Source organism: Marinobacter sp. SS13-12 (genome assembly GCF_030227115.1).
Classification (GTDB): domain Bacteria; phylum Pseudomonadota; class Gammaproteobacteria; order Pseudomonadales; family Oleiphilaceae; genus Marinobacter.
Window position 1 is genome coordinate 56147 of record NZ_JASSUA010000004.1, and the last position, 25677, is coordinate 81823.

Annotated in this window: 24 protein-coding genes; 7 read left to right on the forward strand and 17 right to left on the reverse strand. The window is 58.0% G+C overall.

The annotated features are described in order from the left end of the window. Positions 1-103 precede the first annotated feature (103 nt). From QPL94_RS18365 to QPL94_RS18375, 3 genes are all read right to left on the reverse strand, one after another. Positions 104-1468: an HDOD domain-containing protein gene (locus QPL94_RS18365; RefSeq protein WP_285359388.1), complete on the reverse strand. Its 1365-nt coding sequence runs from the start codon at positions 1466-1468 to the stop codon at positions 104-106. A gap of 128 nt (positions 1469-1596) precedes the next feature. After that, a complete protein-coding gene (gene recG / locus QPL94_RS18370) occupies positions 1597-3672 on the reverse strand; it encodes an ATP-dependent DNA helicase RecG (RefSeq protein WP_285359389.1) in 2076 nt (691 codons plus the stop codon). An 8-nt stretch (positions 3673-3680) separates the two neighbouring features. After that, positions 3681-4640: a hydrogen peroxide-inducible genes activator gene (locus QPL94_RS18375; RefSeq protein ID WP_285359390.1), complete on the reverse strand. Its 960-nt coding sequence runs from the start codon at positions 4638-4640 to the stop codon at positions 3681-3683. Positions 4641-4728: 88 nt separating this feature from the next. Between QPL94_RS18375 and QPL94_RS18380 the strand changes: the two genes are divergently transcribed. Then, on the forward strand, positions 4729-5598 hold the full coding sequence (locus QPL94_RS18380; protein ID WP_285359391.1) for an NAD-dependent epimerase/dehydratase family protein: 870 nt from the start codon (positions 4729-4731) through the stop codon (positions 5596-5598). A 47-nt stretch (positions 5599-5645) separates the two neighbouring features. Here QPL94_RS18380 and ridA read toward each other — a convergent pair whose 3' ends face one another. The 8 genes from ridA to QPL94_RS18420 all read right to left on the reverse strand — a co-directional run bounded on the left by ridA (position 5646) and on the right by QPL94_RS18420 (position 13326). After that, entirely contained in the window at positions 5646-6032 is a 387-nt protein-coding gene (gene ridA, locus QPL94_RS18385; protein ID WP_137437119.1) for a deaminase RidA, read from the reverse strand. A gap of 103 nt (positions 6033-6135) precedes the next feature. Further along, entirely contained in the window at positions 6136-8283 is a 2148-nt protein-coding gene (locus tag QPL94_RS18390) for a RelA/SpoT family protein (RefSeq protein WP_285359574.1), read from the reverse strand. Positions 8284-8448: 165 nt separating this feature from the next. After that, complete coding sequence (gene rpoZ / locus QPL94_RS18395) at positions 8449-8661, reverse strand: DNA-directed RNA polymerase subunit omega (protein WP_285359392.1); 213 nt, start codon at positions 8659-8661, stop codon at positions 8449-8451. Between the two features lie 91 nt (positions 8662-8752). After that, a complete protein-coding gene (gmk, locus tag QPL94_RS18400; protein WP_285359393.1) occupies positions 8753-9385 on the reverse strand; it encodes a guanylate kinase in 633 nt (210 codons plus the stop codon). 147 nt (positions 9386-9532) lie between these two features. Then, positions 9533-10801, reverse strand: coding sequence for a GGDEF domain-containing protein (locus QPL94_RS18405; protein WP_285359394.1), 1269 nt, complete (start codon positions 10799-10801; stop codon positions 9533-9535). Then, complete coding sequence (locus QPL94_RS18410; protein ID WP_285359395.1) at positions 10798-11547, reverse strand: substrate-binding periplasmic protein; 750 nt, start codon at positions 11545-11547, stop codon at positions 10798-10800. Before QPL94_RS18410 ends, QPL94_RS18405 begins: the two co-directional genes overlap by 4 nt. A gap of 10 nt (positions 11548-11557) precedes the next feature. Beyond that, on the reverse strand, positions 11558-12298 hold the full coding sequence (locus QPL94_RS18415) for a substrate-binding periplasmic protein (RefSeq protein ID WP_285359396.1): 741 nt from the start codon (positions 12296-12298) through the stop codon (positions 11558-11560). Positions 12299-12459: 161 nt separating this feature from the next. Next, positions 12460-13326 carry a YicC/YloC family endoribonuclease gene (locus QPL94_RS18420; protein WP_285359397.1) on the reverse strand — a complete coding sequence of 289 codons (867 nt, stop codon included), beginning with the start codon at positions 13324-13326 and terminating at the stop codon, positions 12460-12462. Positions 13327-13490: 164 nt separating this feature from the next. Here QPL94_RS18420 and rph point away from each other — a divergent pair, with 164 nt between their 5' ends. Beyond that, on the forward strand, positions 13491-14207 hold the full coding sequence (gene rph, locus QPL94_RS18425; RefSeq protein WP_285359398.1) for a ribonuclease PH: 717 nt from the start codon (positions 13491-13493) through the stop codon (positions 14205-14207). Positions 14208-14428: 221 nt separating this feature from the next. Here rph and QPL94_RS18430 read toward each other — a convergent pair whose 3' ends face one another. Next, positions 14429-15235 carry an exodeoxyribonuclease III gene (locus QPL94_RS18430; RefSeq protein WP_285359399.1) on the reverse strand — a complete coding sequence of 269 codons (807 nt, stop codon included), beginning with the start codon at positions 15233-15235 and terminating at the stop codon, positions 14429-14431. Between the two features lie 81 nt (positions 15236-15316). Between QPL94_RS18430 and pyrE the strand changes: the two genes are divergently transcribed. Beyond that, positions 15317-15955: an orotate phosphoribosyltransferase gene (pyrE, locus tag QPL94_RS18435; RefSeq protein WP_285359400.1), complete on the forward strand. Its 639-nt coding sequence runs from the start codon at positions 15317-15319 to the stop codon at positions 15953-15955. 82 nt (positions 15956-16037) lie between these two features. Next, on the forward strand, positions 16038-16685 hold the full coding sequence (locus QPL94_RS18440) for a DUF4124 domain-containing protein (protein WP_285359401.1): 648 nt from the start codon (positions 16038-16040) through the stop codon (positions 16683-16685). A gap of 85 nt (positions 16686-16770) precedes the next feature. Here the strand turns inward: QPL94_RS18440 and QPL94_RS18445 are convergent, their stop codons facing one another. Further along, positions 16771-17199 (reverse strand): hypothetical protein, encoded by a 429-nt coding sequence (locus QPL94_RS18445; protein ID WP_285359402.1) that lies wholly within the window; start codon positions 17197-17199, stop codon positions 16771-16773. A gap of 223 nt (positions 17200-17422) precedes the next feature. Here QPL94_RS18445 and QPL94_RS18450 point away from each other — a divergent pair, with 223 nt between their 5' ends. After that, positions 17423-17929, forward strand: coding sequence for a fibronectin type III domain-containing protein (locus QPL94_RS18450; RefSeq protein WP_285359403.1), 507 nt, complete (start codon positions 17423-17425; stop codon positions 17927-17929). Positions 17930-17933: 4 nt separating this feature from the next. Here the strand turns inward: QPL94_RS18450 and QPL94_RS18455 are convergent, their stop codons facing one another. Continuing rightward, the gene (locus tag QPL94_RS18455; protein WP_285359575.1) at positions 17934-18269 is read right to left on the reverse strand and encodes a DUF2782 domain-containing protein; all 336 of its coding nucleotides are present in this window, start codon (positions 18267-18269) and stop codon (positions 17934-17936) included. A gap of 129 nt (positions 18270-18398) precedes the next feature. Here QPL94_RS18455 and polA point away from each other — a divergent pair, with 129 nt between their 5' ends. Continuing rightward, positions 18399-21140 (forward strand): DNA polymerase I, encoded by a 2742-nt coding sequence (polA, locus tag QPL94_RS18460; RefSeq protein ID WP_285359404.1) that lies wholly within the window; start codon positions 18399-18401, stop codon positions 21138-21140. Positions 21141-21333: 193 nt separating this feature from the next. Next, a complete protein-coding gene (locus tag QPL94_RS18465; RefSeq protein WP_285359405.1) occupies positions 21334-21678 on the forward strand; it encodes a hypothetical protein in 345 nt (114 codons plus the stop codon). A gap of 30 nt (positions 21679-21708) precedes the next feature. Here QPL94_RS18465 and QPL94_RS18470 read toward each other — a convergent pair whose 3' ends face one another. The 3 genes from QPL94_RS18470 to QPL94_RS18480 form a co-directional block, all read right to left on the reverse strand. Beyond that, positions 21709-23115, reverse strand: coding sequence for an OmpP1/FadL family transporter (locus QPL94_RS18470; protein ID WP_285359406.1), 1407 nt, complete (start codon positions 23113-23115; stop codon positions 21709-21711). 122 nt (positions 23116-23237) lie between these two features. Then, positions 23238-24359, reverse strand: a complete 1122-nt coding sequence (locus QPL94_RS18475; protein WP_137437104.1) for a PilT/PilU family type 4a pilus ATPase — start codon at positions 24357-24359, stop codon at positions 23238-23240. Positions 24360-24532: 173 nt separating this feature from the next. Beyond that, a complete protein-coding gene (locus tag QPL94_RS18480) occupies positions 24533-25567 on the reverse strand; it encodes a type IV pilus twitching motility protein PilT (RefSeq protein ID WP_137437103.1) in 1035 nt (344 codons plus the stop codon). Positions 25568-25677: the final 110 nt, after the last annotated feature.

Sequence of the window (25677 nt, forward strand, 5' to 3'; positions counted from 1 at the left end):
TCACTGACCCTGCAGTGTCTCTGATTGTTTTCTCCTGAACACGTTTGGTTTGATCTGCAACAAGCGGGTGAGCTTGCCGGCCTTCGGGCCGGCTTTTTTGTGGTTACTGGTTCATCATCCCGGCCATGGCCATGATGCTGTCCTTGTTATGGACAAGTTCGTCGAACTGATCCTCAACCTTCTGTGGATCCAGCCCCAGCGACTGGTAAAATTCCGCGGTCACTTCCTCCCCGGCGCCGAGTGCCACACCACGGCGGGTCAACAATTGTCGTCCCAGCCATAACAGTTTTCCGTAAACCGCATGGGGGCCCTCATAGCCAGGGTTTTTCTGGTTGCGAATCGCCAGGCAGACTTCGTCCGGCATTCCCCAGTTCTGCATCAGCTCGGCCGCAATCTGCTCCCGGGTAACACCCAGCAGATAATGCTCGATCAGCGATGAGTCCATATGGGGATTGGCTTCCAGGGCCCGGCACACCAGCTTGAAGTGTGGCGGGAATACCTGAGCCAGAACCAGGTAGCCAAAGTTATGCAGCAGCCCTGAAAGGTATGCCAGGCCAAACACCGGGCGCTCACCACGGGGCATCATGCTGGCCAGTACGCCGGCAGACTGGGCCTGCCAGATGGCCTGCTGCCAGTAGTCGACGTAACCTTCGGGATGATCCTGGGGCTGTTTCAGGGCGCGACCGAGGGAGAGGCCCATGGCCAGGTTCATCACCAGATCGAATCCCAGAATCCGTGACACTGCATCGTGTACCGATCGCACCTGTCCGGCTGCCGCGTAGAACGATGACGACGCCCAACTGACCACCTGGGCCGCCAGGCTGGGATCACTCTCCACAACATCCACCAGATCGCCCATGACGGCATTGGGATTGACCCGCAGATGAATGATCCGTTGTGCGGTTTCGGGCAGTGGAGGCAGCTCCAGGGTATCTTCAAGGCGCTGCTGGATGCGCAGAGTGGTAAATCGCCGGATGGCGGAATGCAACTGGTCCCGGTCACGTTCGGGGCTATCCAGGTTGACGGAAATGGAGTCCGGCGTCACCGAAAATGTCCTCCGCTCGGCAGCGGCGGTAATCGCCTTGAACTCATCGCCGGGCATCACCACGCACAGGTTCTGCTCACCCAACACCAGGGCAACATGAGCCTGCGCGTCAACCCTGGTATCCACCACGGTGGGCCAGCCCGTCAGGGACGGCAACGCCGGCAGTTCAGTGAGGCCGGAGCGTTCCCGTACCCGCACCTGTTCTCGCCGCTTCATCACCCTCAGGTCGCGGCCGAGCTCTTTATTCAGGGCATTGATATCAAGCATATCGCCCCGTCGGCAGATGGCCTGAAGGTTTCCCTGTTCGTCGCTGAGTAGCACCATACGCAACAATTCATCATCCCGGGCCTGACTCACATCACGCAGGGAAACACCGGCCGCTGAATCACCCAGTGCCTGCCGGACCACGACAGGTAGCTCCATAAGTCTCTCCAAAATGTTGACGGTACCGTTCAGGGCACACTGGTTATCGTCCAGTATAGGGTACAAACAACAACCCGACGTTGACTTCAGCCTAGTTTCTGCACGCCTTCGATGCGAATTCGCGCCTGTTATACGTCGCCGTAGCGAATTCGCTCACCCAGCCAGCGGCGAATCAGACCATTCACCAGGGCCGGCTGTTTCATCAGGCCCGGCGCCATTTCCCGCACGGGTTCAATCCAGCCCTTGTCGCGCTCAAAATCCGCCAGGCGGAACTGCATCATGCCGGTCTGGCGGGTACCCAGCACCTCGCCCGGGCCTCGTATTTCCAGGTCTTTCTCCGCGATGACGAAGCCATCCTGGCTTTCCCGAAGGGCCTGCAAACGTGCCTTGCCGTTCAGCGACAAGGGTGGATGGTACATCAGAACACAGAAGCTGGCCTCTTCGCCCCGGCCAACCCGGCCCCGTAGCTGATGCAGCTGGGCCAGCCCCAATCGCTCCGGGTTTTCGATAATAATCAACGAGGCGTTGGGCACATCGACACCCACCTCGATCACCGTGGTGGCGACCAGAAGATCCAGCTCACCGTTCTTGAACTGTTCCATCACCGCCGCCTTTTCCACGGCTTTCAGGCGCCCATGAACAAGCCCCAGCTTCAGGTCCGGCAGGCGTTCCGCCAGCTCCTGGGCAGTCACTTCCGCCGCCTGGCATTGCAACGCCTCGGATTCCTCGATCAATGTGCATACCCAATACGCCTGCCGGCCTTCCCGGCAGGCTTTGCGGACACGGTCGGTCACATCATCACGGCGGCTGTCGGGGATGGCGATGGTTTCGATGGGTTTGCGGCCAGGGGGCAGCTCGTCAATCACCGACGTATCCAGGTCCGCGTAGGCACTCATGGCCAGGGTACGCGGGATCGGGGTTGCCGTCATGATCAGTTGGTGTGGAGCCATGGTGCCACCAACCCCCTTCTCTCGCAAAGCCAGGCGCTGATGCACCCCGAAACGATGCTGCTCGTCTACAATGACTAACGCCAGCCGGCTGAAGGCAACGTCTTCCTGAAACAGGGCGTGGGTGCCAATAACCACTGAGGCATTGCCACTGCCGATGTCCTCCAGGGCTTCCTTGCGGGCCTTGCCCTTGATCTTCCCGGATAACCACGCCACGCGGATGCCCAGGGGCTCAAGCCAGCCGTGAAAGTTCTGATAATGCTGCTCTGCCAGTATTTCGGTAGGCGCCATCAGTGCCACCTGAGCGCCGGCGCCGATTGCCTGAAGCGCTGCCAGTGCAGCTACCACGGTTTTCCCGGAGCCCACATCCCCCTGGACCAGCCGCAACATGGGGACCGTCTGGCTCAGATCCTGACGGATTTCGCTCATGACATGGCGCTGGGCGCCGGTGAGACTGAAGGGCAGAAGGTCGAGAAACCGCTCGGGCAGATCACCTGCAGGAAGCAACGGCAGAGCTTCCCGAGCCTGAACCTGCTGGCGAACCTGCAGCAGGCTGAGCTGATGGGCCAGCAACTCCTCCATCACCAGCCGCTGCTGGGCCGGGTGTCGACCCTCCACCAGCAAATGAACCGGCGCACTGGCCGGCGGGGAGTGCACCAGTTCTACCGCCTCGGTTATACCGGGCAGCTGATAACTGGCCAGCAGCTGTGCCGGAAGCCACTCGCGGATCGGGTAGCGTTTCAGATAGCCCAGCGCCTGCTGGCAAAGGCTTCGTACCCGGGGTTGCTGAATACCTTCAGTGAGGGGATAGACCGGTGTCAGTGTTGCCTCGCCCCGGGCCGGCATGGGCGGTGGATTCACCTGGTACTCGGGGTGATAGAACTCGTAACCGGCCCTGCCCGGCCGCACCTCCCCGAAGCAGCGAACCCGCGCGCCCTCCGTAAGCTGGTTCTTCTGGGCGGCGTTGAAATGAAAAAACCGCATGACCAGGAAACCGCTGCTGTCTTTCAGGGTTATCTGCAGGCTGCGCCGCCGCCCCATCACCAGGTCGGCCTTCATCACCTCGCCTTCCACTACGCCAACATCGCCGATGCGAAGATTGCCCATGGGGATAATACGGGTGCGATCCTCGTATCGGTGCGGCAAATGGAACAGCAGGTCCTGAAGCGACTGGATGCCCAGTTTCGCCAGCTTTTCCGCCAGGGCGCCGCCGACGCCCTTCAGGGTGGTAACCGGGATGTCTTCCAGTGACGTCATATCCTGGCTCAGGCAGTTGCGGCAGCGGCCGGGGTTTCGATTTTCGCTTTTTCGATCACCCGGCACTGGCTGGCTGCCAGCGACAGAACATCAATCGCCTTGGGACGGGGGAACGTCACCCGCCAGGCCAGTGCGACCGTTCGGAAAGGCACCGGTGCTGCGAAAGGCCGAACCGCCAGAATGCTCTCGTCGTACTGCATCGCAGTCGCGGCGGAAAGCGGCAATACCGTGATACCAAGGCCGGAAGCCACCATGTGGCGAATGGTTTCCAGAGAACTGCCCTCGGTCACCAGTGACGGCGCCTTGGCATTGGGGTTGCGGGTAACCGCATCAACCAGCGGCGGGCAGGACTCCAGCACCTGGTCACGGAAACAGTGGCCCGGGCCGAGCAACAGCAACTGCTCCTGGGCCAGCTCCTCCGCCGTCAGGCTCTCCCGCTCGGTGAGCGGATGGCCACCCGGCAGAAGCACCACGAAAGGCTCGTCATAAAGCGGCAGGGTCACCACTTCAGGCTCTTCAAACGGCAGTGCGATGATAATGGCATCAAGTTCGGACTGGCGCAGTTTCTGGCGCAGGGTGGCGGTGTAGTTTTCCTCGATGTACAGGGGCATATCCGGCGCAGCGCGGCGCAGCTCGGGCAACAGATGCGGAAACAGATAGGGGCCGATGGTGTAGATGGCTCCGACCTTCAGCGGTGCATTGAGCTGGTTCTTGCCATCCTGCGCCATGTCGCGGATGACGCCCACCTGGTCCAGCACCCGCTGCGCCTGCTCGATGATGCGTTTGCCGGTTTCGGTGACACGGATACTGTTCTTGCTGCGCTCAAACAGCGGAATACCCAGTTCGTCTTCCAGCTTCTTGACCGCCACGCTCAGGGTAGGCTGGCTGACATGACAGCGCTCGGCGGCGCGGCCAAAATGCCTTTCCCGTGCGAGGGTAACAACGTATCTTAACTCGGTGAGAGTCATGGTGGGCTCCGGTCAGATGTCGTCCAGCCAGGGCGCGATTAACCGCCCTGTTAATTTATTAGCCAAAGCATAAGGATTGATATTGCCTATGGCAATCACTGAACACAAGCAAACGCCACGCATACTGGTCGCCGGCTGCGGCAAACTCGGTGGAGCGATTGCAGAAACGCTGTCCCGGCAGGCTGAGGTCTTCGGTTTGCGGCGCAATCCGGCCCGGATTCCACAGGGGGTTCATGCCCTCGGCGCCGACCTGCTGGAGCGGGAACAGGTTGAAGCGATACTGCCGGATGGTCTCGATATCGTGATCTATTGCCTGACGCCCTCCAGTTATGATGAAGAGGGCTACCGTAACGCCTACGTCCGTGGCCTTGAAAATCTTGTCGCCGCCCTCGGCTCACGGCGGCTGACGCGTCTCTTTTTCGTCAGCAGCAGCAGTGTCTATTCCCAGAATGACGATTCCTGGGTTGACGAGAACAGCCCCACAGACCCTGCCAGGTTCAGCGGCCAGATGGTCCTGGCAGGCGAGCAAACCGCCCTGAACAGCGGCAACCCTGCAACGGCTGTGCGGTTCAGCGGTATTTACGGCCCAACACGGCAACAATTTCTGGAGGCCGTCATGAACGGCCGCATGGACCCCGTGTCCCCTGCCCCGTTCAGTAACCGGATTCACGAAGCCGATGCCGTGGCCGCAGTCTGCCACCTGGTGAACCGGGCGTTGGAAGGAGAGCCTCTGGACCCGTGCTATCTCGCCAGTGACTGTGAACCGGTCAGGCTGGACGAGGTCGTGGCCTGGGTGCGGGAACAGGTGCCCTGTGCGGCCCCTGAGCCTGATGCTCGCAAGGGTGGGCGCGCGGGCAGCAAGCGTTGCAGTAACAAGCGTTTACTGGAATCCGGGTTCCGTTTCCGCTATCCGGATTTTCGGGCGGGTTACCGGGAAATGATCGCCCGGCAGAAATGAAAAAGGCGGCCTGCAGGAGGCCGCCTCATCAATGCACCGGGCTGATATCAGCTCAGCACCATCACCGCTTCCATTTCCACCGGAACGCCCTTGGGCAGGGCCGCCACGCCGACGGCGGCACGGGCCGGATAGGGCTCCTGGAAGTAGGTGGCCATAATCTCGTTCACCGTGGCGAAATTACTCAGATCTGTCATGTAGATATTAACCTTGACGATGTCCTTGAGCTCACCACCGCTGGCCTCACAAACAGCCTTCAGGTTTTCGAACACCTGGCGGGTCTTGGCGGCAAAGTCGCCTGCGGCCACCTCCATGGTCTCTGGCACCAGCGGGATCTGTCCGGAGATGTAGACAGTGTCTCCGGCCTTGACGGCCTGAGAATACGTACCGATAGCCTGCGGTGCATTTTCGGTCTGGATTACGGATTTATTGGTCATGACCTTGGGACCCTCTGTTTCAAAACGCCAATCCTCACCCCTGGACGGCCAGCCTGTCAACACGCCGAAAGTCGCGCCTCGGGCCTGTCGATCAGTGGCCGCCTTAGTGCCTCACCCGGTTTATATGGGTAACCGCGCGAATATTCCTGATCCGCCGCATTACCCTGGCCAGATGCCGGCGCCCGTTCACATGCACCACCAGACTGACAATGCCCAGCCTGGCGTTCTGCTCCTCCACGTTAATGCGCTCGATATTGCCGTCCGCCATGGCCACTGCGTTGGCAAGCTCGGCAATGACCCCGCGCTGGCGCTCCAGTTCCACCCGGAGCTCCACGGAGAACTCGTTGGCAATGTCCTTGGCCCACTTCAGGTGGGTCAGGCGCGATCGGCCCTCATCGTCTTCGGGTAACCTGGAGCAGGTATCCGAGTGGATGACCATGCCCTTTCCGGAATCCATGGCGCCCACCACCGGGTCCCCCGGGATGGGCTTGCAACAGCTGGCAAAGCGAACCAAAAGGCCTTCGGTTCCACGGATGGTGACGGGACTGTTGTCAGCATTATCCATAACCGGTGCCAGAGCAGAATCCGAAGCCTCACCTTCAGCGCTGCCGCTGACCAGTTGCCGGGCAACCAGGTAGGCCATGCGGTTCCCCAGGCCAATATCACTGACCAGATCGTCGAAGCTGTCTACCTGATTGTGACTGACCACAGCCTGAACCTGATGCTCACTGATCTTCGACAGGCTGGTTCCAAAGCCTTTCAGAGACTTCTTGAGCAGGGTTTTGCCCAGGTCCAGGGATTCAGCCCGCTTCTGGTTCTTGAGCACGTGGCGAATACTGCTGCGGGCCTTGCCAGTAACCACGAAACTGAGCCAGGCCGGATTCGGCCGTGCCCCCGGAGCGGTAATGATTTCCACGGTCTGGCCGCTTTGCAGCGGTTGGCTCAGTGAACCCAGAGTGCGATTGATACGGCAGGCTACGCAGGCATTGCCAATATCGGTATGGATGGCATAGGCAAAATCCACCGGTGTGGCGCCACTGGGCAGCTCCATGATCTTGCCCTTGGGTGTGAACACATAGATCTCATCCGGGAACAGATCCACCTTTACGTGCTCGATGAATTCCAGGGAATCGTCCGCCCGCTCACGCATTTCCATCAGGCCCTTCACCCAGCGATCCACCCGTGACTGGTTGACGCTGGTAACATTGGAAGGCTCATTCTTGTACATCCAGTGAGCCGCTATACCATTGTTGGCAATGTGCTCCATCTCCTCGGTGCGAATCTGGATTTCGATATTCACGTGCATGCCGAACAGGGTGGTATGCAGGGACTGGTAGCCATTGGCCTTGGGCATGGCAATGTAGTCCTTGAAACGGCCCGGCAGCGGCTTGTAGAGGCTGTGCACGGCGCCCAGGATGCGGTAACAGTCGTCCTCGGTATCAGTAATGATCCGGAAGGCGTAAACATCCATAATTTCATGGAAGGATTTCTGTTTGAACTTCATCTTGTTGTAGATGCTGTTCAGGTGTTTTTCCCGGCCCAGTATCCGCCCCGGCAAGCTGCGCTCTTCCAGTTTCTCCTGCAGTTTGCCCCGGATGTCATCAATAATTTCCCGGTGACTGCCCCGCAGTTTTGCGACCGCCTTGGAAATGTACTTCGAGCGCATCGGATACAGCGATGCAAATCCCAGGTCTTCCAGCTCGGTACAGATCGAATGCATGCCCAGGCGGTTGGCAATCGGCGCGTAGATATCGAGGGTTTCGTTGGCAATGCGCTGGCGTTTTTCATAGGGCATGGGGCCCAGCGTGCGCATGTTGTGCAGGCGGTCCGCCAGCTTGACCAGTATCACGCGGATGTCCCGCGCCATCGCCAGGGTCATTTTCTGGAAGTTCTCGGCCTGGGCCTCCGCGCGGGTACGAAATTCAATCTGGGTCAGTTTGCTGACACCGTCCACCAGTTCTGCCACGTCTTCGCCAAACTGCTCCGCCAGGGCATCCTTGGGGATGCCGGTGTCCTCGATGACATCGTGGAGCATGGCGGCCATCAGACTCTGGTGATCCAGCTTCAGGCCGGCAAGGATATGGGCAACCGCCAGGGGGTGGGTAATGTAGCGGTCACCGCTTTTGCGCATCTGCCCTTCATGGGCCTGTTCGGCATAATAGTAGGCTCTTCGCACCTGATTGATGCGATTGGTATCAAGATAGGTACTTAGCTCACTGGCCAGCACATCAACCGTTGCCTCTGCCGACACCGCGCCTCCGTGGGGATACTGAATTTCAGGGATAAAAAAACCCGAATGCATGCATTCGGGTCCTTCCGACGTACGTCCGGTAATGCCTATAGGTACACTATAAAACCGCAAGACCAGATTTCAATGCTTTCGACGGGTTAACAGAAAATATTCCCGTCTCGCACCTTACTCGTCATCATCCTCGGTGAGGAGATCACGGGAGATCATGCCAGCGGCGATTTCGCGCAGGGCAATAACCGTTGGCTTATCGTTCTCTTCAGGAACCATCGGCTCGAAGCCCTTGGTTGCGATCTGGCGGGCGCGCTTGGTGGCCAGCATAACCAGCTGGAACCGGTTATCAACGTGTTCAAGGCAATCTTCAACGGTAACTCGTGCCATAACTTCCCCGACAATAGCAATAATGACTGATTTCAGCAGACCGCGTAGTGTAATCTCGCGGGCCCAATTTGTATACAGCTAAAACCCATACTCAACGGCGCTCGGACAACCTGGTCAGCAATCCGGAATACCTGAGCTGCTGCGCCTGCATGCGCAGGCGGTGGCAGCGAACGATCGACAGCAGGTCGTCCAGCGCGACGTTGAACTCGTCGTTAACCACCAGGTATTCGAACTCCACCGCGTGGCTGCACTCGACCGCCGCTTCGTTCAGACGCCGCTCCACCACCTCCGACGTATCCGTTCCACGTCCGTTCAGACGCTTCCTCAGCGCCTCCGGTGACGGCGGCACGATAAAAATACTGACGCAGTCCGGCATCAGACGGCGTACCTGCTCTGCACCTTGCCAGTCAATTTCCAGGATTACATCCTTCCCTCCGGCCAGTGTCTGTTTTACCCAGACCTGGGATGTACCGTAGTAATTCCCGAAAACATCCGCGTGTTCCAGGAAATCGCCGCGGCCAATCATCGCCTCGAAGTCATCACGGCTGACAAAATGGTAGTTAATACCATTTTGCTCCCCGGGACGCATGGGGCGAGTGGTATGGGAGACGGACACGCACAGCTGCGCGTCCTGTTCGAGCATGGCCGCCACCAGGCTGGTTTTCCCCGCCCCTGACGGTGCGGAAATAACATACAGCGTACCCTGCTCAGCTGCCTGATTCATGGTGCAAAAACTCCAAAACCCCGACTGGTTTACAGCAGCAGCGTAGCGTCAAACACCACGACTGCAGCAACAAGGCCTGCGATTATACGGCGTTTGGCCGCCTATCGCACCCGTCCACGGGGGAAGGTACGTTGATCCGGCGTAGCTTCAGTCATGCCAGACACAGCGGTTGCGCCCCTGATCTTTTGCCAGGTACAGACGGTGGTCTGCAATTTCCAGCAAGCGGATCATATCCACCTCATTGTCGCCCGGCACGGCACCGGCGACACCCATACTGACGGTGACATAAGGCGCCGCTTCCGAATGGCTGTGGGGAATGGCCAGCGCATTGACGTCGTGGCGTATTCTCTGTGCGACTGCCCTCGCGCCGTCAAGATCCGTACCGGGAAGCACACAGACAAACTCCTCCCCGCCATAGCGCGCCACAATATCCGTGGGGCGGGTCAAAGCGCCGCTCAACGCGCGGGCCACCGAGCGCAGACAATCGTCCCCTACGGCATGGCCGTAGTTGTCGTTAAAGGGCTTGAAGTAGTCGATATCAATGAAAATCAGCGACAGGGGCTGGCTCAGGTCTGCCGCCTGGTACCAGCATTTTTCCAGGAAGTCATCGAAAAAACGCCGGTTTGGTATGCCCGTCAAGCCGTCAATGGTCGATATCTGATGCAGCGCGTCGCGCTGGTCCAGCCCCTTCTGGAAGGCCTGCATAAGATTGTCCAGCTCCCGCACCAGGCGCCCTAACTCATCACGGCGGGAGTGCGGAGTATTGGGTCTGGGCCATCGCCCTGGCTGTTTCAGGCTCACAGCGGCAATGGCACGATAAATACTGAGCAGGGGCCGGGTGATCAGGAAGTGGAAAACCAGCACCACCAGCACGGCAATGCTCAATGCTTCAACAATACCCAGCAGGAACAGGCGTCGCCCACGCTGCACATAAGACTCGCCAATCGAAGCGGCGGAGAGTACCAGCCGAAGTTGACCAACCGGCAGCGGCTCGGGGGTCCGGGACACGGAATAATCCAGTGACTTCTGATAGTGGGTGACGTCACCGAACAATGCCTGCAAGAGTACCCCGGCCTGCTCGCTGGACGCATCGCCCTTCTCCATCAACACCCGACCGAAGTCATCGCGCAGGGAAACATAACGGACACTGCGGTAATTGTAGAGGCCTTCAACCACCTGGTTGGCCAGATCCGGATTGAGCTGAAAGGCAGCTTCCGCGGCAGACCCTTCAACCAGGTTCAGCAACCGCTCCATATCTTCCCGGGTTTCCGCTCGCACCATCCGGGCGTCCGACACCAGCTGAAAGACCCCGGTGCCCGCACTCAGCAGCAGGGCAATGACGAACGTCACCAGAGCCTGCCGGGTGGTGATACTGTGCCAGCGGGTTACTTTTGCGCCTTTTTCTTCCGGTTTCATTCTCCGTTCCCCAGAACCTGCTGCCGTATCTGGTGGTAACGACCTTCCTCTTTCAGGTGTTCAACCCGGGTTTGCAGTTGTTTCAGGAAACGGGCTGGAACGGACTTGTGGCAAGCAAGATAGATCGCACTGCGCCGAAAGGTAAACAGCCTTTCAAGCCGAACCCCGGCGCTGCCTGCCACGACCTCGGCCACGTCTGGGCCGGTCACCCAAACATCAATAAGGCCGGACGTCAGTCGTTTGAGGTTTTCACTGTCCCGGGATGCATTGATAATCTCAACGCCCTGGTTTGCCACATGAATACTGATGGCATCCTCATGGAAACTACCAACCCTCAGGCCCTTCAATTCCTCCAGGCTGGTCGCCTCGATACTGCGCCCCGGCAGGGCGAAGGCCGCCCACTCTGTCTCTACCAGCGGCCCCACCCAGTGGAACATGGCCTCTCGCTCGGCGGTGCGAGCGGTGGAGTACACGCAGTTCCCGGGCCGCAGCCTCGCCTCGCTGAAGGCCCTCGCCCAGGGCACCAGCAGGAAGTTCACGGGGTGATCTATTGCAGTCAGCGCTTCCTGCAACAGCCTGGTGGAAATGCCGTCTATCTCGCCCTGGTCATTGATAAAATTATAAGGCGGGTATTCTTCTGTGTAGAAGGTGATGGGCTCAGCCGCCTGGGCATGTCCCCACACCCACAAGGCAAGGCATGGAAAAAGCAGGAACTTCAGTTCCTGTCGACAAATCAGGCGGTGCATGCCTCCCTCCTCATTCAATTGGCGGTATCTTGCCCCGGGCGCGAAGGTCGTCAAGTATCTGCTGCAACCGCTCAACAACGGCAGGATCGGTATCGCCGTTGACTGCAAAGTACAGTGGGTCCTCAGACAGGACATAGACAGTCTCGAAATCGTCCGGATCATGCCCATGCTTCCTCAACAGCCAATGCGCCACATCTTCACCATAGGCCCACAGGTTGACCCGGTTGGCGACCAGCATGTTCATCGCACTCTCGTTATTCACAGCCGTGTGCATGCGGGCGGTATTAACACCGGATTCCAGCAATTTCTGGGCACCTATGTCCTCCCCGATAACCACCATACTGAAGTTACCGTTTTGCAGGGCCTCCTGGTTCTGGATCGAGATATTGCTGTCTTTCCTGGCCAGCAACACCACGCGTCCGGCCGCCAGGGGGCCCACCCACTGAAACAGGTCCTCGCGGGCACTGGTACGGGTGGTGGAAAACAGCACGGTATCCGGCGTAAGCAGGGTGGTGTCATAGCCTCTGGCCCACGGCAGCACCCGGATATCCGTGGTTTTCGTAGTGCTTCCGGCGTGTTGCAGCATGGCCTTCAGGATTCCAACGGATGAACCCTTCAGCTCACCTTCGTCCAGGTAATTGTAGGGTGGGTAATGCTCCGTTATGAAGGTGAGCCGATCAAGCTCAGAGGCGGCCCCGTAAAGAGGGCCGAAGAAAAAAATCACCAGTAGGCAGCGACAAAGCTTTGTCATGGGCAGTTACTTCAGTACAGCACAACGCGTGGCCTGTTTTTTGTATGTACCTGGCTGCTACCAGGAACATGTCTTTGTTATCGTCAAGGTAGCACATGCCAGGCATCCTGTACGGATTACCTACAGGTGTGGCCAACAAACCGCTATTGGCCGCAGCCGCTCTACTCCAGGTTCTGTACCTGCTCCCGCATCTGCTCAATGAGCACCTTCAGATCAACGGCAGCCCTGGTCACCCGGGCATCGATACTTTTGCTACTGAGGGTGTTGGCCTCACGGTTCAGCTCCTGCATCAGAAAGTCCAGCCGACGGCCGATGGCATCATCGCCCTGAAGGGTCTCTGACACTTCGGTGATATGGGCGTCCAGCCGGTCAAGCTCTTCGGCCACGTCACTTTTCTGGGCCAGCATGACCATTTCCTGGGCAATTCGGTCAGGGTCAATGTCGACCTTTGCCTGCTCAAAGCGGTTTTTCAGGTGCTCTTCCTGGGCGCGAATCAGCTCCGGCATGCGCTCCCGCACCTCAGCGATCAGTTTGCCCATGGTGGCCAGCCGGTCTTCAAACAACGGGCGCAGACGTTCCCCTTCACGTTCCCTGACTGTCACCAATTCACTCACCGTACGCTCAAACAGCTCCCCCGCTGCCTTGCGGGCAGGACCGTAATCCTGCTCGGTGGAGGCCAGCACACCTGGCCACCTGAGGACATCCAGGGCACTGATGTGGGCCGGATTATCCAGCATCTTGTTGATGTGATTGGCCGCCTCATTCACCGCATGGGCCACATCCTCGTCGATCTCGAACCCCTGCGACGCAGCTTCCGTTGTCTGCAGGCGAATGGCCACATCCACCTTGCCCCGTCGCAGTTGTTTGCGCAGCTGTTCGCGAAAACTGTTTTCCAGTTCCCGAAGTGCCTCGGGTAGTCGGAAGGACGGCTCCAGGTAACGGTGATTGACCGTGCGAATCTCGCAGGTGAGCGTTCCCCAGTTCTCCTGGGTATCCTGGCGGGCAAAGGCCGTCATACTTCTGATCATGGTGACTCCGCGTTTGGAAAGAAGCAGTACCTTCAGTCTAGCAGGGTGACTGCCCGAACATCGAACAGACGTCTCTGGCTGCGTGTTATACTCCGTAATCTTTCGACATTGCAATCGACCAGGACTGATGTCCTGGACACTCACTACTGATACCAGGAACGACTATGAGACCGAGCGGAAGAACGCCGGAACAATCCCGAGATATTCGCATTACACGCCACTACACCCGCCACGCCGAAGGTTCCGTGCTGGTGGAATTCGGCGACACCAAGGTGATCTGCACCGCCTCTATCGAAAACAAGGTCCCACCGTTTCTGCGGGGCGAAGGCAAGGGCTGGATCACTGCCGAGTACGGCATGCTGCCCCGCTCTACCGGCAGCCGCATGGGCCGCGAAGCCGCCCGTGGCAAACAGGGTGGACGTACCGTGGAAATCCAGCGTCTCATCGGCCGCTCCCTGCGCGCCGCGGTTGACCTGAGCGCCCTGGGCGAACACTCGATTACTATCGACTGCGACGTTATCCAGGCTGACGGTGGCACCCGCACGGCTGCTATCACCGGGGGCTGTGTGGCACTTGTAGACGCGCTGAACCATCTGGTTAAAGAGGGCCGGCTGAAAAAGTCGCCTCTGAAGCAGATGATTGCGGCTTTCTCAGTCGGTGTTTACAAGGGTACGCCGGTGCTGGATCTGGATTACCCGGAAGACTCCGAAGCCGAGACCGACATGAATGTGATCATGACGGATCAGGGAGGTTTCATTGAGATTCAGGGGACGGCCGAGGGCGCGCCGTTTGAGCAGGAAGAGCTCGATGGCATGCTGAAGCTGGCCAAGCTGGGGATTTCTCAGTTGTTTGAGGCCCAGAAGGCGGCTTTGGAAGTTTAATTTTCTGGAAGCTGGTTTGTCGGATTACGCCTTCGGCTTTTATGCCCTTCACGGGTAAATCCGACCTACGGTTTGCGGTTAACTCTGGAGTCTGGGCGGTCTCGGGGAGATGGGCCTTCCCGGACCGTCTCCGGCCAGGGACGGCCGGAGTCGAGCGCACAGGGATGTGCTTGTAGCGTGTCCGGGAAGGGCCATCTCTCCGAGACCGTTTATTCCCTACCCTAAAGGCCAATCTCGATATCGTAATCCATGATCACCGGCGCGTGATCGGAGAAGCGGGTGCTGTCGTCAATCCAGCCATCGCGGATGGTCTTGCGGATTCCTGGCGTCAGTAGCTGATAATCCACGCGGATTCCGGCGTTCTTGCGGGAACCTTCGGCCTGCTCGGGCCACCAGGTGAACTGGTTGCTTTGTTTGTTGATATCGCGGAATGCATCAACACAGCCCATTTCATCAAACAGGCGATCCAACCATGCCCGTTCGTGGGGCAGAAAACCGGAGAAATCCAGCGTGTGGTACAGCGGGCTGGCGTCGGTCACGTGATGGGCGGTCTGCAGGTTGGCGCAGAAGATGAACTGACGGCGCTTGCGCAGGGTTTTCTGCATATGGAGGCCGAAGGCTTCCATGAAATCGTCCTTGTGATCCAGCACGGTCAGGTCGTCGTCGCCAATCAGCTCCTCTTCCCGGCCCAGGGCACAGGGGGAGAGCACACAGGCAACGGACACCTTGTCGAAATCGGCCTGGATAAAACGGCCCTCGCGGTCGGCCTGCTCATTGGCAAAACCGTACATGATGGCTTTGGGAAAGTGGCGGGTATAGATGCCAACACCGCCGTCCTCGTTGCGTTCGCCATCAATGAAGTAGGCCTCGTAGCCCTCCGGGATCAGGTTGTAGTCCTCGATCTCGTAGGCCCGCATGCGGTGGTCCTGAACGCAGACCACGTCAGCGTCCTGCCTGGCCAGCCATCCAAAGAAACCTTTTTCAACCGCCTGAGCCAGACCGTTGACGCTGATCGTTACTACCCGCATACGTGTTCCCTGATTCGGTTTGTGTGTATGATACCGGTTTTACGCGTTAATTAAAGATCCACACCCGCCAGAAGCCCTGTCATGCACGACTATCAGCAACAATTCATTGAATTTGCCATTCGCCGTAATGTTCTTCGTTTCGGCGAGTTTACGCTAAAATCCGGCCGCACCAGCCCCTACTTTTTCAATGCCGGGCTGTTCAATACCGGAGAGGACCTGCTTGAGTTAAGCAAGGCTTATGCCGCTGCACTGCAACGCAGCGGGCTGAATTATGACATTATTTTCGGGCCTGCCTATAAGGGCATACCGTTGGCAACAGTGACGGCCATGGCGCTGGCCTCGGAAGGAACCAACAAACCTTTTGCTTTCAACCGCAAGGAAAAAAAGGAGCACGGCGAAGGTGGAAACATCGTCGGCGCCCCCCTGCAGGGCAATGTACTGATTGTTGACGATGTTATCACCGCTGGCACCGCCATTCGCGAATCCATAGAGATTATTAACGGCGCTGGGGCAGAACCAGCCGGGGTTTTGATTGCACTTGATCGCGAGGAGCGAGGTGCGGGCGAACTTTCGGCCATACAGGAAGTCAAAAAGGAATTCGGCATCCCGGTTGTCAGCATTATCACGCTCGGCCAGGTACTTGATTACCTGAAGAACAGGCCGGGATTCGACGAGCACGCCCAAAGGGTTGCTGCATACCGGGATGAGTACGGCGTCTGAAACCGGGCATGGTTTATCGCCCAGCTTTTGTTATGCTTCACGACGACACAACTCGTTTTTACCGGAGCACCAGTCCTTCATCATGAACCGTCTGACCAGGTTTTCAATCGCTGTATCTGCCGTGGCAGCACTGACTGTTGCCACAATTGCAGAAGCCAGGATGTACCGTTACACGGATGAAAACGGCCAGGTTGTCATCAGCAATACCATCCCCCAGGAAGCCACCAAACGGGGCTATGATATTCTCAGCAAAAACGGTCGCGTTATTGAAACGATTGACCCCGAGCCCACGGAAGAGGACATTGCCGCCAGGGAAGCGGAAGAACAGCGCAAGGCCGAGGAGGCACGGCAGCGAGAGCTGGACCGCAAGCTTCTGGAGCGCTTCAGCCATCCGGATGAAGCTGTGCGTGCAATGCACAGAAAAATCCGCGAACTGCAGGGGCTGAACCAGCTCAAAAGAGGCAATATTTCCGTCATCGACAGCCAGCTGGACAATGAGCAGAGTCGGGCAGCAGACCTCGAACGCTCGGGCCGCGACATTCCGGAATCAACACTTGAAAAACTCCGGCGACTGGAGGCACAGATCCGGGATATCGAACGGGAAATCAGTTCACAAAACGCCGACATCAAGGCCTTGCGGGAACAGTTTGAGAAAGATATCGAACGGCTGGAGGAAATAACCGGAAAGGAAAGAACTGTACCGCTGGATCCTGACGAGGCAGAGAAATAGCCACCAGGCGACATAGTGGAACACGAACACAAAAAAGGTCACCTCAGCGGGTGACCTTTTTATTTACCAACCTTCCAGCTGCCAATCAGGCAGTAGCGGAAGTATCCTTGGCCGTGCTGGTGCTATTGCTCTTGCGGGCTGTGGTTTTGCGTGCAGCCGGCTTCTTGGCCTGGGCAGTGGCCTTGGTTGACTGGGCAACGCTGGTCACTTCGTCCGCTGCGTCGGCAACGGAATCTGCGCCTTCAGCCGCTTCTTTTTCCAGCTTGGCAACCAGATCGGCCGCGAAGCTGCCAACACGGCTGTTCAGGCTACGCAGCTGGTCAAACAGGCTTTCACTGTAGCCGTAGTAACGGGTACGCAGGTTCTTTACGCTGTACTCGCGCGCTTCTGACTCCAGCTTTTCAGCGTATTCGAAAGGCTTGGAAGACAGCTTCTTCTGCTGCTCTTCTGCGGCATTGATGCCCTTCTCTACGATATCCTGCAGTTGTTCCTGATAGCTCTTGAGTTTACCCATGATGAATCTCCTTAGATTGTGGATGCATAGTGTTAAAAAGTTGCATCATCGCGGCCAGAGAATCTGTGCCGACTTGTGATTACATGGGTAACACTACGGTTTAAAATTAGAATGTTCATACTAATCCCGAAGCCATTCGTTATTTCGATATGCCGACTGCTCCCTTGATGATTTTTTAAACTTGGGCATAATTTGCGCCGATAATCGAATCGCGAGAAACACCATGCAAGGAAAGACACTCACCCAAGGGACTGCTGGGCAGGTGCGGCCCTGGAAACTATTCGTTCTCTTACTCGTCCTCCTGGGACTGGCTGGCTGCCAGGAAGACTCCGGGGCGTCGCGGGCGGCATCCAGCCAGGCCAATGAGGTGTCGGCGAAACGCCTTGATAACGCCATCACCTCTTTTCGCGACACATTGGGGCAATCGGGAGAGGGTTCCCGAGCTACTGGCGAAACATCCCTGGCCACACCCCCCATTCTGCGCTGGGACGCGCCACTGACCAGGGAAGATGGCTCCCGCCTCTATTCGAGCGATATAAGCGGCTATCGCATTTACTACCGGCTGCGCCACGAAAAAGGGTTTGATGTGATTCGACTACCCGGCAGTGCTGATACTGAATACCCGCTGGAGGATTTTACTCCCGGTGCTTACGAGTTCAGTATCACCACACTTGATGACAACGGCCTCGAAAGCCGGCGCTCTGACACAGTCTTTGTTGACCTGATCTGAACCGTTACCAGCTGAAAATAACCCAACTGGGCACCAGCATGTCGGTTTCATTCTCGCGGATCCAACCACCACCGTCTGCAGGAACCAGGTAATACTCCGGCCCTGCCTCCGGCACGACCTTGATCTCCATCAGCTGGCCGTTCACCCGGTACTCATAGAACACTTCATTCTCACCCGGGCGGATAACAATCTGAGGGCCGTCGGAAGATGGCTGGTAATCAGACACCACCAGCGGTTCCCGAGGCGTCTGGACAACATCGCTGTCGTCCATGCTTTCCTGTGCCATCACAGGCCCCCATAACATACCCAACACAAGTCCCGAGCAGGCGATACGTTTCATTTTCATGTTACTCTTCCATTCTGTTTAAGGACGCCAAAAGCCGCCCTGACACTGCGAACCAATGCCTCCGTGCAGTCAGAGTTGCACAAGCCATTCAACGCTTCAATCAGAATCCGGATCCGTTTTGATATGACACAACAACAGACTCCGCCCGTGGTTCTCGTCGACGGGTCGTCGTACCTTTTCCGCGCCTATCACGCCCTGCCTCCCCTGATGACCAGCAAGGGGCACCCCACCGGAGCCATCAAGGGCGTCATCAGCATGATCCGGAAGCTGGAACAGGATTTTCCCGGCTCGAAAATGGTGGTGGTGTTCGACGCCAAGGGGAAAACCTTCCGCAACGACCTGTACGAAGACTACAAGGCCACCCGCCCGCCCATGCCTGACGACCTGGCCGTGCAGATCCAGCCTATCCACGATATGGTTCGCGCCATGGGTCTGCCGCTGCTGATAGTCAGTGGCGTCGAGGCCGATGACGTCATCGGCACCCTGGCAGACGAGGCCACCAGCAAAGGCATCGATGTTGTGGTTTCCACCGGCGACAAGGACATGGCACAACTGGTGAGCGACCACGTCACCCTGATCAACACCATGACGGATACCCGCATGGACCGGGAAGGCGTGGTGGAAAAGTTCGGCATTGCCCCGGAACAGATCGTGGATTACCTGGCGCTGGTGGGTGACAAGGTGGACAACATACCCGGCGTTAATAAATGCGGCCCGAAAACCGCCGTGAAATGGTTGCAGACCTGGGACAGCCTGGACGAAATCATCGAGCACGCGGACGAGGTCAAGGGCAAGATTGGCGAGTACCTGCGGGAAGCCAGGGAGACACTGCCCCTGAGCCGCGAACTGGCCACCATCAAAACCGATGTGGACCTGGAATTCGGGCTGGAAGACCTGAAGCTGAGAACCCAGGACGACGACAAGCTGCTTGAGCTGTTCCGTGAATACGAGCTCCGCTCCTGGATTGCGGAACTGGAAAATGGTGATAACGACTCCTCCGCCAACAAGGATACCGGCAACACCGCTGGCGGCAGCAACCAGACTGCCACGAGAGAAAAGAAGTACTCGGTCATCACTGACCAGGCAGAGTTGGACAACTGGATGGAGCGCCTCAACAAGGCTTCCCTGTTTGCATTCGACACGGAAACCACCAGCCTGCGCTACATGGACGCCGAAATCGTTGGTGTATCCTTTGCTATCGAGGCAGGCGAAGCTGCCTATGTTCCCCTGGGCCACGATTACATGGGCGCTCCGGAACAACTGGACCGTGACACCGTACTGGAGCAGCTGAAACCGCTGCTGGAAGACCCGAAAAAAGCCAAACTCGGCCAGAATCTCAAGTACGACAAGAACGTTCTGGCCAACCATGGCATCAGTCTGGAAGGTATTGCGGAAGACACCATGCTGGAGTCCTACGTGCTCAACTCGGTAGGTTCGCGCCATGACATGGACTCGCTGGCCATGCAATATCTGGGCGAGCAGACCATCACGTTCGAGTCCATTGCCGGCAAGGGTGCCAAACAGCTGACCTTCAACCAGATTGATCTGGAACAGGCAGGCCCTTACGCCGCCGAAGACGCCGACATCACCCTGCGCCTGCACCAGGTGTTGCGACCGCAACTGGAAAAAACCGGTCGCCTGCGGGAGGTGTATGAAAACATCGACCTGCCACTGGTGCCGGTGCTGTCGCGGATGGAGCAACGGGGCGCCATGATCAGCGCCAGCACCCTGCGCCAGCACAGCCAGGAACTGGCGGAACGCATGGCGGAGCTGGAGAAGGAAGCCCACGACGAAGCCGGCGAAACCTTCAACCTGGGCTCCCCCAAGCAACTGCAAACCATCTTCTACGACAAGATGGGGCTGCCGGTGGTGAAGAAAACTCCGAAAGGCGCGCCGTCCACAGCTGAACCGGTGCTTCAGGAACTGGCCCACGAACATGCCCTGCCCCGGCTGATCCTGGAGCATCGCAGCCTGAGCAAGCTCAAATCCACTTACACGGACACCCTGCCGGAGCTGATCCATCACCGTACCGGCCGGATCCATACCTCTTACCATCAGGCGGTGACGGCCACCGGCCGGTTATCATCGTCAGAGCCCAACCTGCAGAACATCCCGATCCGCAGTGAACAGGGGCGCCGTATTCGCCAGGCATTCGTAGCGCCGGACGGCTACAAACTGATGGCCGCGGACTACTCCCAGATTGAACTGCGGATCATGGCCCACCTGTCTGGCGACAAGGGCCTGCTGACGGCCTTCGAGAAGGGCGAGGACATTCACCGGGCAACCGCCGCGGAAGTGTTTGGCGTTGCCGTGGACGAGGTCTCCGCCGATCAGCGCCGCAGCGCCAAGGCCATCAATTTCGGGCTCATTTATGGCATGTCGGCCTTCGGCCTTGCCCGCCAGCTGGATGTGGGCCGCAACCAGGCCCAGGAATACATCGACAGGTACTTCGAGCGCTATCCCGGGGTACTCAGGTACATGGACAACATCCGCAAGCAGGCCCACGACGACGGCTTCGTCGAAACCCTCTACGGACGGCGCCTCTACCTGCCGGAGATCAACGCCCGCAACAAACAGATGCAACAGGCCGCAGAGCGTACTGCCATCAACGCTCCCATGCAGGGAACTGCTGCAGACATCATCAAGCGGGCAATGGTCAGCGTGGAAGACTGGCTGCTGGCCAATCACGGGGATGACGCACGGATGATCCTGCAGGTTCACGACGAACTGATTCTGGAAGTGCGAGAGTCGGCGGTGAACAAGATCCGCGAAGGCCTGGAAAAGCGTATGTCAGCTGCTGCCAGGCTGGATGTTCCCTTGCTGGTGGAAGCCGGCGTTGGCAATAACTGGGACGAAGCGCACTAGTTCATCCTTCCGGGGTCCGTTTTGGGGCAACAGCTCACCAAAACGCCCTGTTTGCGATCATCGCTTGTGCGCCGAATCGCGTAACCACGCCTTTTCATCAGACGGCATGGAATTCGCAAGGTATTGAGATTGTCGGCTTCTGCCTGATCGGGCAGGAGCCAGGTTGTGACACATCTTTCCCGAGGCCGTTACCATGACATTTCTGGCATCTCAAAGAAGCTGGCTACTGGACCCTGGCCTGCTGAAGCTGGTACACCAGTGCCGGCGCCTGATTCACACCGAATTCGGAGTCAAACTGCATCTCACGGAAGAGCATCTGGAACAGCAACTGGCAGACTACGCCCGTAAAACCCGCTCCAGCCAACTGACCCGCACCTGGGCCGCACTGACTGAGCAGGTTCCCCAGCTCAGAATGGCAGAACCTGAAGAGGATGAGGAAGGCGACAAGCGAACCTATCGTGGACAGGCCCCCGTGGAGGAAGAAACGCCTCGGCCACAGCGATCCAAGCGAATCTATCGCGGCCAGGTGGTCGGCTGACCAGTCTCGGTCAGCCACCTGAAGCTGTGATCAGAACGATTTGCTGACCTGGACGCCGGCACTCCAGGCGTCGAGTTCATAGGTGCCCTGATAGCGTGCTGCTCCGGGCATCGGCTCGTCATTAACGTCGTAATTCCGCTCATCGACGTCCTGATCGTCAAACAGCAACACACCGGCTGCAACGTCAACCGTCCAGCCAGAACGGGCGTCTGCATACTGCGCGCCCAGCGTCAGCCAGTCACGATCACCGGAAGGAATTCGCGCGGTGCGGAAATCGTCGTTCACCGGCGACTCATCCCAGGCATAGCCGGCCTTGAATGCCCATTCCGGAGTGGCCTGCCAGATAGCACCGACATTCGCCTGCCAGGTATCTTTCCAGTTCTCAGACACATGGGCAATCAGGCGATCATCGCCCAGCCCCGGCCCTGCCCGGGAAGAAACCGGGCCGTTATCCTCACGGCTGACGATGTCCAGAGCCTCAAAGCGGCTCCACTTTGCCCAGGTTGCACCGGCCAGGAATGTCACTGTGTCGGTAATGCGGTGGCGAGCGCCAAAGGTGATACTTTCCGGAATTTCCAGCGGAACCGTCGCCTTTTCAGTCACTGTGGACTGACTGAAGGTGAGACCACCAGATCCCAGACTGCCCTGCGGGAAATCGCGGATTTCCGCCTCGCCATCGAGATCCAGCTCGGCTCCGGTCTGTGCAGAGATGCCAAATTGGGTTCGCTCGGAAAGCTCCCAAAGCATCCCGAAGGCAAAGGTGAGCGCAACGTCGTCGCCCTCAACATCCGCATACCCATCATCCAGGGTTCCCGGTGGCAGCCCAAAACGGGCTTCCGTACCGCTGTAATCCTGAAACTTGGTCAGCTTGCCCTCGGCATAAATAATGTTGATGCCCGCTCCCAGGGACAAACCATTGCCATCATTGACGGCAATGGAAGGGCTGAATGCGATGGCGGTCAGCTCGGTCTCGTCAGCGAAAAAGCGGCCCTTGAAGTCATCCTCATAGTCAGCAGCAAGACCATAGGGTGCGTGCAGCCCAAAGCCCACGTCCAGCCAGTTGTTGACTTCGTGGGTCATATAAAAGTTCGGGAGGACGGCCGGATCGGCGATATCACCACCGTTTCCACCGGTAACAGGGCGACCATCGTCACGAACAGCACTGCCGGTGCCTTCTTTGAGTTCCGCGTCGATATCCAGCACGGCAGCGCCAAATGACATATTGGTACCAGACAGCTGGCTCATACCGGCGGGGTTAAAAAACACCGTGGTGGCATTCTCCGGGTTGGCGGCCGTTCCGGCGTTGGCAACGCCCATGGCACTGGCGCTTTGCTCATTCAGGGAAAAGCCGCCAGCCAGTACGCTGGCCGGAGCGGCAGCAGCGGCGATGGTGGCAAAACGGATAGCAGAGTAAAGGTTGGCTTTTTTGTTACGCATAAGTCCTCCGTGTAGCGTTACCACGGAGTATACGCAGGGTGATCTGATGGCCACAATTACCATCCCTACTGGTTCAGGGGCCTAATTGTTTCAGACTAAAGTCTAAATTGGCGATATATCGATCAATCGTCCTGAATCGACAGCTTGTCGACACTCGAGGCCAGCTTGTCCGCGCCCTGGGAATCCGTGCCAAGCTTGATCATCAGACGCAGGTCGTTCGCGGAGTCGGCATGAGCAAGCGCGTCTTCGTACGTAATGGAACCCTCTGCATAAAGCGTGTAAAGCGCCTGATCGAAGGTGCGCATGCCGGTTTCGTTGGACTTGGACATCAGTTCCTTGAGCTTGTGCACCTCGCCCTTACGGATCATGTCAGCAACCAGAGGCGTGTTGATCAACACCTCGATGACGGCTTTGCGGCCCTGTCCGTCCGGTGTCGGAATCAACTGCTGGGCGACAATGGCCTTGAGGTTCAGGGACAGGTCCATCCAGATCTGGTTGTGCTGCTCCGGCGGGAAAAACTGGATTATCCGGTCCAGCGCCTGGTTGGCGTTGTTGGCGTGCAGGGTGGCCAGGCACAGGTGACCGGTTTCAGCAAACTGCACCGAGTATTCCATGGTCTGGCGGGTTCGCACCTCACCAATCAGAATAACGTCCGGCGCCTGACGCAGGGTGTTTTTAAGCGCCACTTCAAAGCTTTCCGTATCGATGCCCACTTCGCGCTGGGTGACGATACAGCCCTGATGCTGGTGAACGAATTCAATCGGGTCCTCAATCGAAATGATATGGCCCCGGCTGTTGCGGTTACGGTGCCCCAGCATGGCTGCCAGCGAAGTGGACTTACCAGTACCGGTGGCGCCCACGAACATGATCAGGCCACGCTTGGTCATGGCCAGTTCCTTGATCACCTCCGGCAGCGCGAGGTCATCAATCTGCGGGATCTTCACCTCAATCCGCCGCAGCACCATGCCGCAGAGGTTACGCTGGAAGAAGGCGCTGACACGGAAGCGGCCGATACCCCGGGCACTGATGGCAAAGTTACATTCGTGACTTTCCTCGAACTCGGCCCGCTGTTTGTCGCTCATCGAACCGTAAACAAACTCACGGGTCTGCTCCGGCGTCAGGGCGTTCTTGGTAACAGGAAGCACCTTGCCGTTCACCTTCATGGAGGGCGGCACACCGGCTGTTATAAAAAGGTCAGAGCCACCCTTTTCCACCATTAAACGGAGCAGTTTTTCGAATTCCATGATCATCTACCTGTGTTTCTGACTTTCGGTGTCCGGGTGCCGGGCGGGGCCTGTTCCAGGGCACGCTGTAAATACGTCCATGTACGCTCGACAAAAACATCCCTGTTTTTGACGTCCCTGGAACAGGCCCCGCCCGGCACCCGCCGAACAATGTGCCAAGCCTTCTACCGCATTTAGAAGTTGTCCGGCATTTTCGCCTTCATTCGTGCCGCTTCGCGGGAAATGAGACCTTTCTTCAACAGTTTTTCCAGGCACTGGTCCAGGGTCGTCATGCCCAGGGAACCACCGGTCTGGATTGCCGAGTACATCTGCGCAATCTTGTCCTCGCGGATCAGGTTACGGATTGCAGAGGTACCAATCATGATCTCGTGGGCGGCAATCCGGCCGCCACCCATTTTCTTCATCAGGGTCTGGGAGATAACCGCCTGCAACGACTCCGACAGCATGGAACGGACCATGGACTTCTCTTCCGCCGGGAATACATCCACCACGCGGTCAATGGTTTTTGCCGCCGAGGTGGTGTGCAGGGTGCCGAATACCAGGTGGCCGGTTTCCGCCGCCGTCAATGCCAGACGAATGGTTTCCAGGTCCCGCAGCTCGCCCACCAGGATGATGTCGGGGTCTTCCCGCAGTGCCGAGCGCAGGGCTTCGTTGAAGCCCAGGGTGTCACGATGCACTTCCCGCTGGTTGAGCAGGCATTTCTTGGATTCGTGCACGAATTCGATGGGGTCCTCAATGGTGAGGATGTGCTCGTAGCGGCTGTCGTTGATGTAGTCGATCATCGCCGCCAGCGTGGTGGACTTACCGGAACCCGTAGGACCGGTAACCAGTACCAGACCACGGGGTACCGATGAGATGTCCTTGAACACCTGGCCCATGCCCAGGTCTTCCATGGTCAGCACTTTTGACGGGATGGTCCGGAAAACCGCGCCGGCCCCCCGGTTCTGGTTGAACGCGTTGACACGGAAGCGGGCAACCCCCGGAACCTCAAAGGAAAAGTCGGTTTCCAGAAATTCTTCGTAGTCCTTGCGCTGCTTGTCGTTCATGATGTCGTAGATCAGCCCGTGGACTTCTTTATGCTCCATGGGCGGAAGGTTGATACGGCGAACATCGCCATCAACACGGATCATCGGAGGAAGGCCGGCCGACAGGTGCAAATCTGATGCGCCCTGTTTGGCCGAAAAGGCAAGCAGTTCAGTAATATCCATAGGGGTCCTCGGAAGGCTTTTTGCTTTTATCCCGGTATGCGCCGGCATCAGTCAGCAGGCCCCGAACAGCTTCACTTGGCATTTCAGTGACCTGCGGGTAACGTGTCACC

Coding starts and splice junctions, on each gene's coding strand:
- QPL94_RS18405 (WP_285359394.1), bottom strand. CDS start 10,801: ATGAAACCGGAAGAAAAAGGCGCAAAAGTAACCCGCTGGCACAGTATC.
- QPL94_RS18450 (WP_285359403.1), top strand. CDS start 17,423: ATGCAAGGAAAGACACTCACCCAAGGGACTGCTGGGCAGGTGCGGCCC.
- QPL94_RS18365 (WP_285359388.1), bottom strand. CDS start 1,468: ATGGAGCTACCTGTCGTGGTCCGGCAGGCACTGGGTGATTCAGCGGCC.
- QPL94_RS18430 (WP_285359399.1), bottom strand. CDS start 15,235: ATGCGGGTAGTAACGATCAGCGTCAACGGTCTGGCTCAGGCGGTTGAA.
- rph (WP_285359398.1), top strand. CDS start 13,491: ATGAGACCGAGCGGAAGAACGCCGGAACAATCCCGAGATATTCGCATT.
- recG (WP_285359389.1), bottom strand. CDS start 3,672: ATGACGTCACTGGAAGACATCCCGGTTACCACCCTGAAGGGCGTCGGC.
- gmk (WP_285359393.1), bottom strand. CDS start 9,385: ATGAATCAGGCAGCTGAGCAGGGTACGCTGTATGTTATTTCCGCACCG.
- QPL94_RS18480 (WP_137437103.1), bottom strand. CDS start 25,567: ATGGATATTACTGAACTGCTTGCCTTTTCGGCCAAACAGGGCGCATCA.
- QPL94_RS18465 (WP_285359405.1), top strand. CDS start 21,334: ATGACATTTCTGGCATCTCAAAGAAGCTGGCTACTGGACCCTGGCCTG.
- pyrE (WP_285359400.1), top strand. CDS start 15,317: ATGCACGACTATCAGCAACAATTCATTGAATTTGCCATTCGCCGTAAT.
- QPL94_RS18440 (WP_285359401.1), top strand. CDS start 16,038: ATGAACCGTCTGACCAGGTTTTCAATCGCTGTATCTGCCGTGGCAGCA.
- QPL94_RS18445 (WP_285359402.1), bottom strand. CDS start 17,199: ATGGGTAAACTCAAGAGCTATCAGGAACAACTGCAGGATATCGTAGAG.
- rpoZ (WP_285359392.1), bottom strand. CDS start 8,661: ATGGCACGAGTTACCGTTGAAGATTGCCTTGAACACGTTGATAACCGG.
- QPL94_RS18375 (WP_285359390.1), bottom strand. CDS start 4,640: ATGACTCTCACCGAGTTAAGATACGTTGTTACCCTCGCACGGGAAAGG.
- QPL94_RS18415 (WP_285359396.1), bottom strand. CDS start 12,298: ATGACAAAGCTTTGTCGCTGCCTACTGGTGATTTTTTTCTTCGGCCCT.
- QPL94_RS18475 (WP_137437104.1), bottom strand. CDS start 24,359: ATGGAATTCGAAAAACTGCTCCGTTTAATGGTGGAAAAGGGTGGCTCT.
- QPL94_RS18420 (WP_285359397.1), bottom strand. CDS start 13,326: ATGATCAGAAGTATGACGGCCTTTGCCCGCCAGGATACCCAGGAGAAC.
- QPL94_RS18410 (WP_285359395.1), bottom strand. CDS start 11,547: ATGCACCGCCTGATTTGTCGACAGGAACTGAAGTTCCTGCTTTTTCCA.
- QPL94_RS18470 (WP_285359406.1), bottom strand. CDS start 23,115: ATGCGTAACAAAAAAGCCAACCTTTACTCTGCTATCCGTTTTGCCACC.
- QPL94_RS18380 (WP_285359391.1), top strand. CDS start 4,729: ATGGCAATCACTGAACACAAGCAAACGCCACGCATACTGGTCGCCGGC.
- QPL94_RS18455 (WP_285359575.1), bottom strand. CDS start 18,269: ATGAAACGTATCGCCTGCTCGGGACTTGTGTTGGGTATGTTATGGGGG.
- polA (WP_285359404.1), top strand. CDS start 18,399: ATGACACAACAACAGACTCCGCCCGTGGTTCTCGTCGACGGGTCGTCG.
- ridA (WP_137437119.1), bottom strand. CDS start 6,032: ATGACCAATAAATCCGTAATCCAGACCGAAAATGCACCGCAGGCTATC.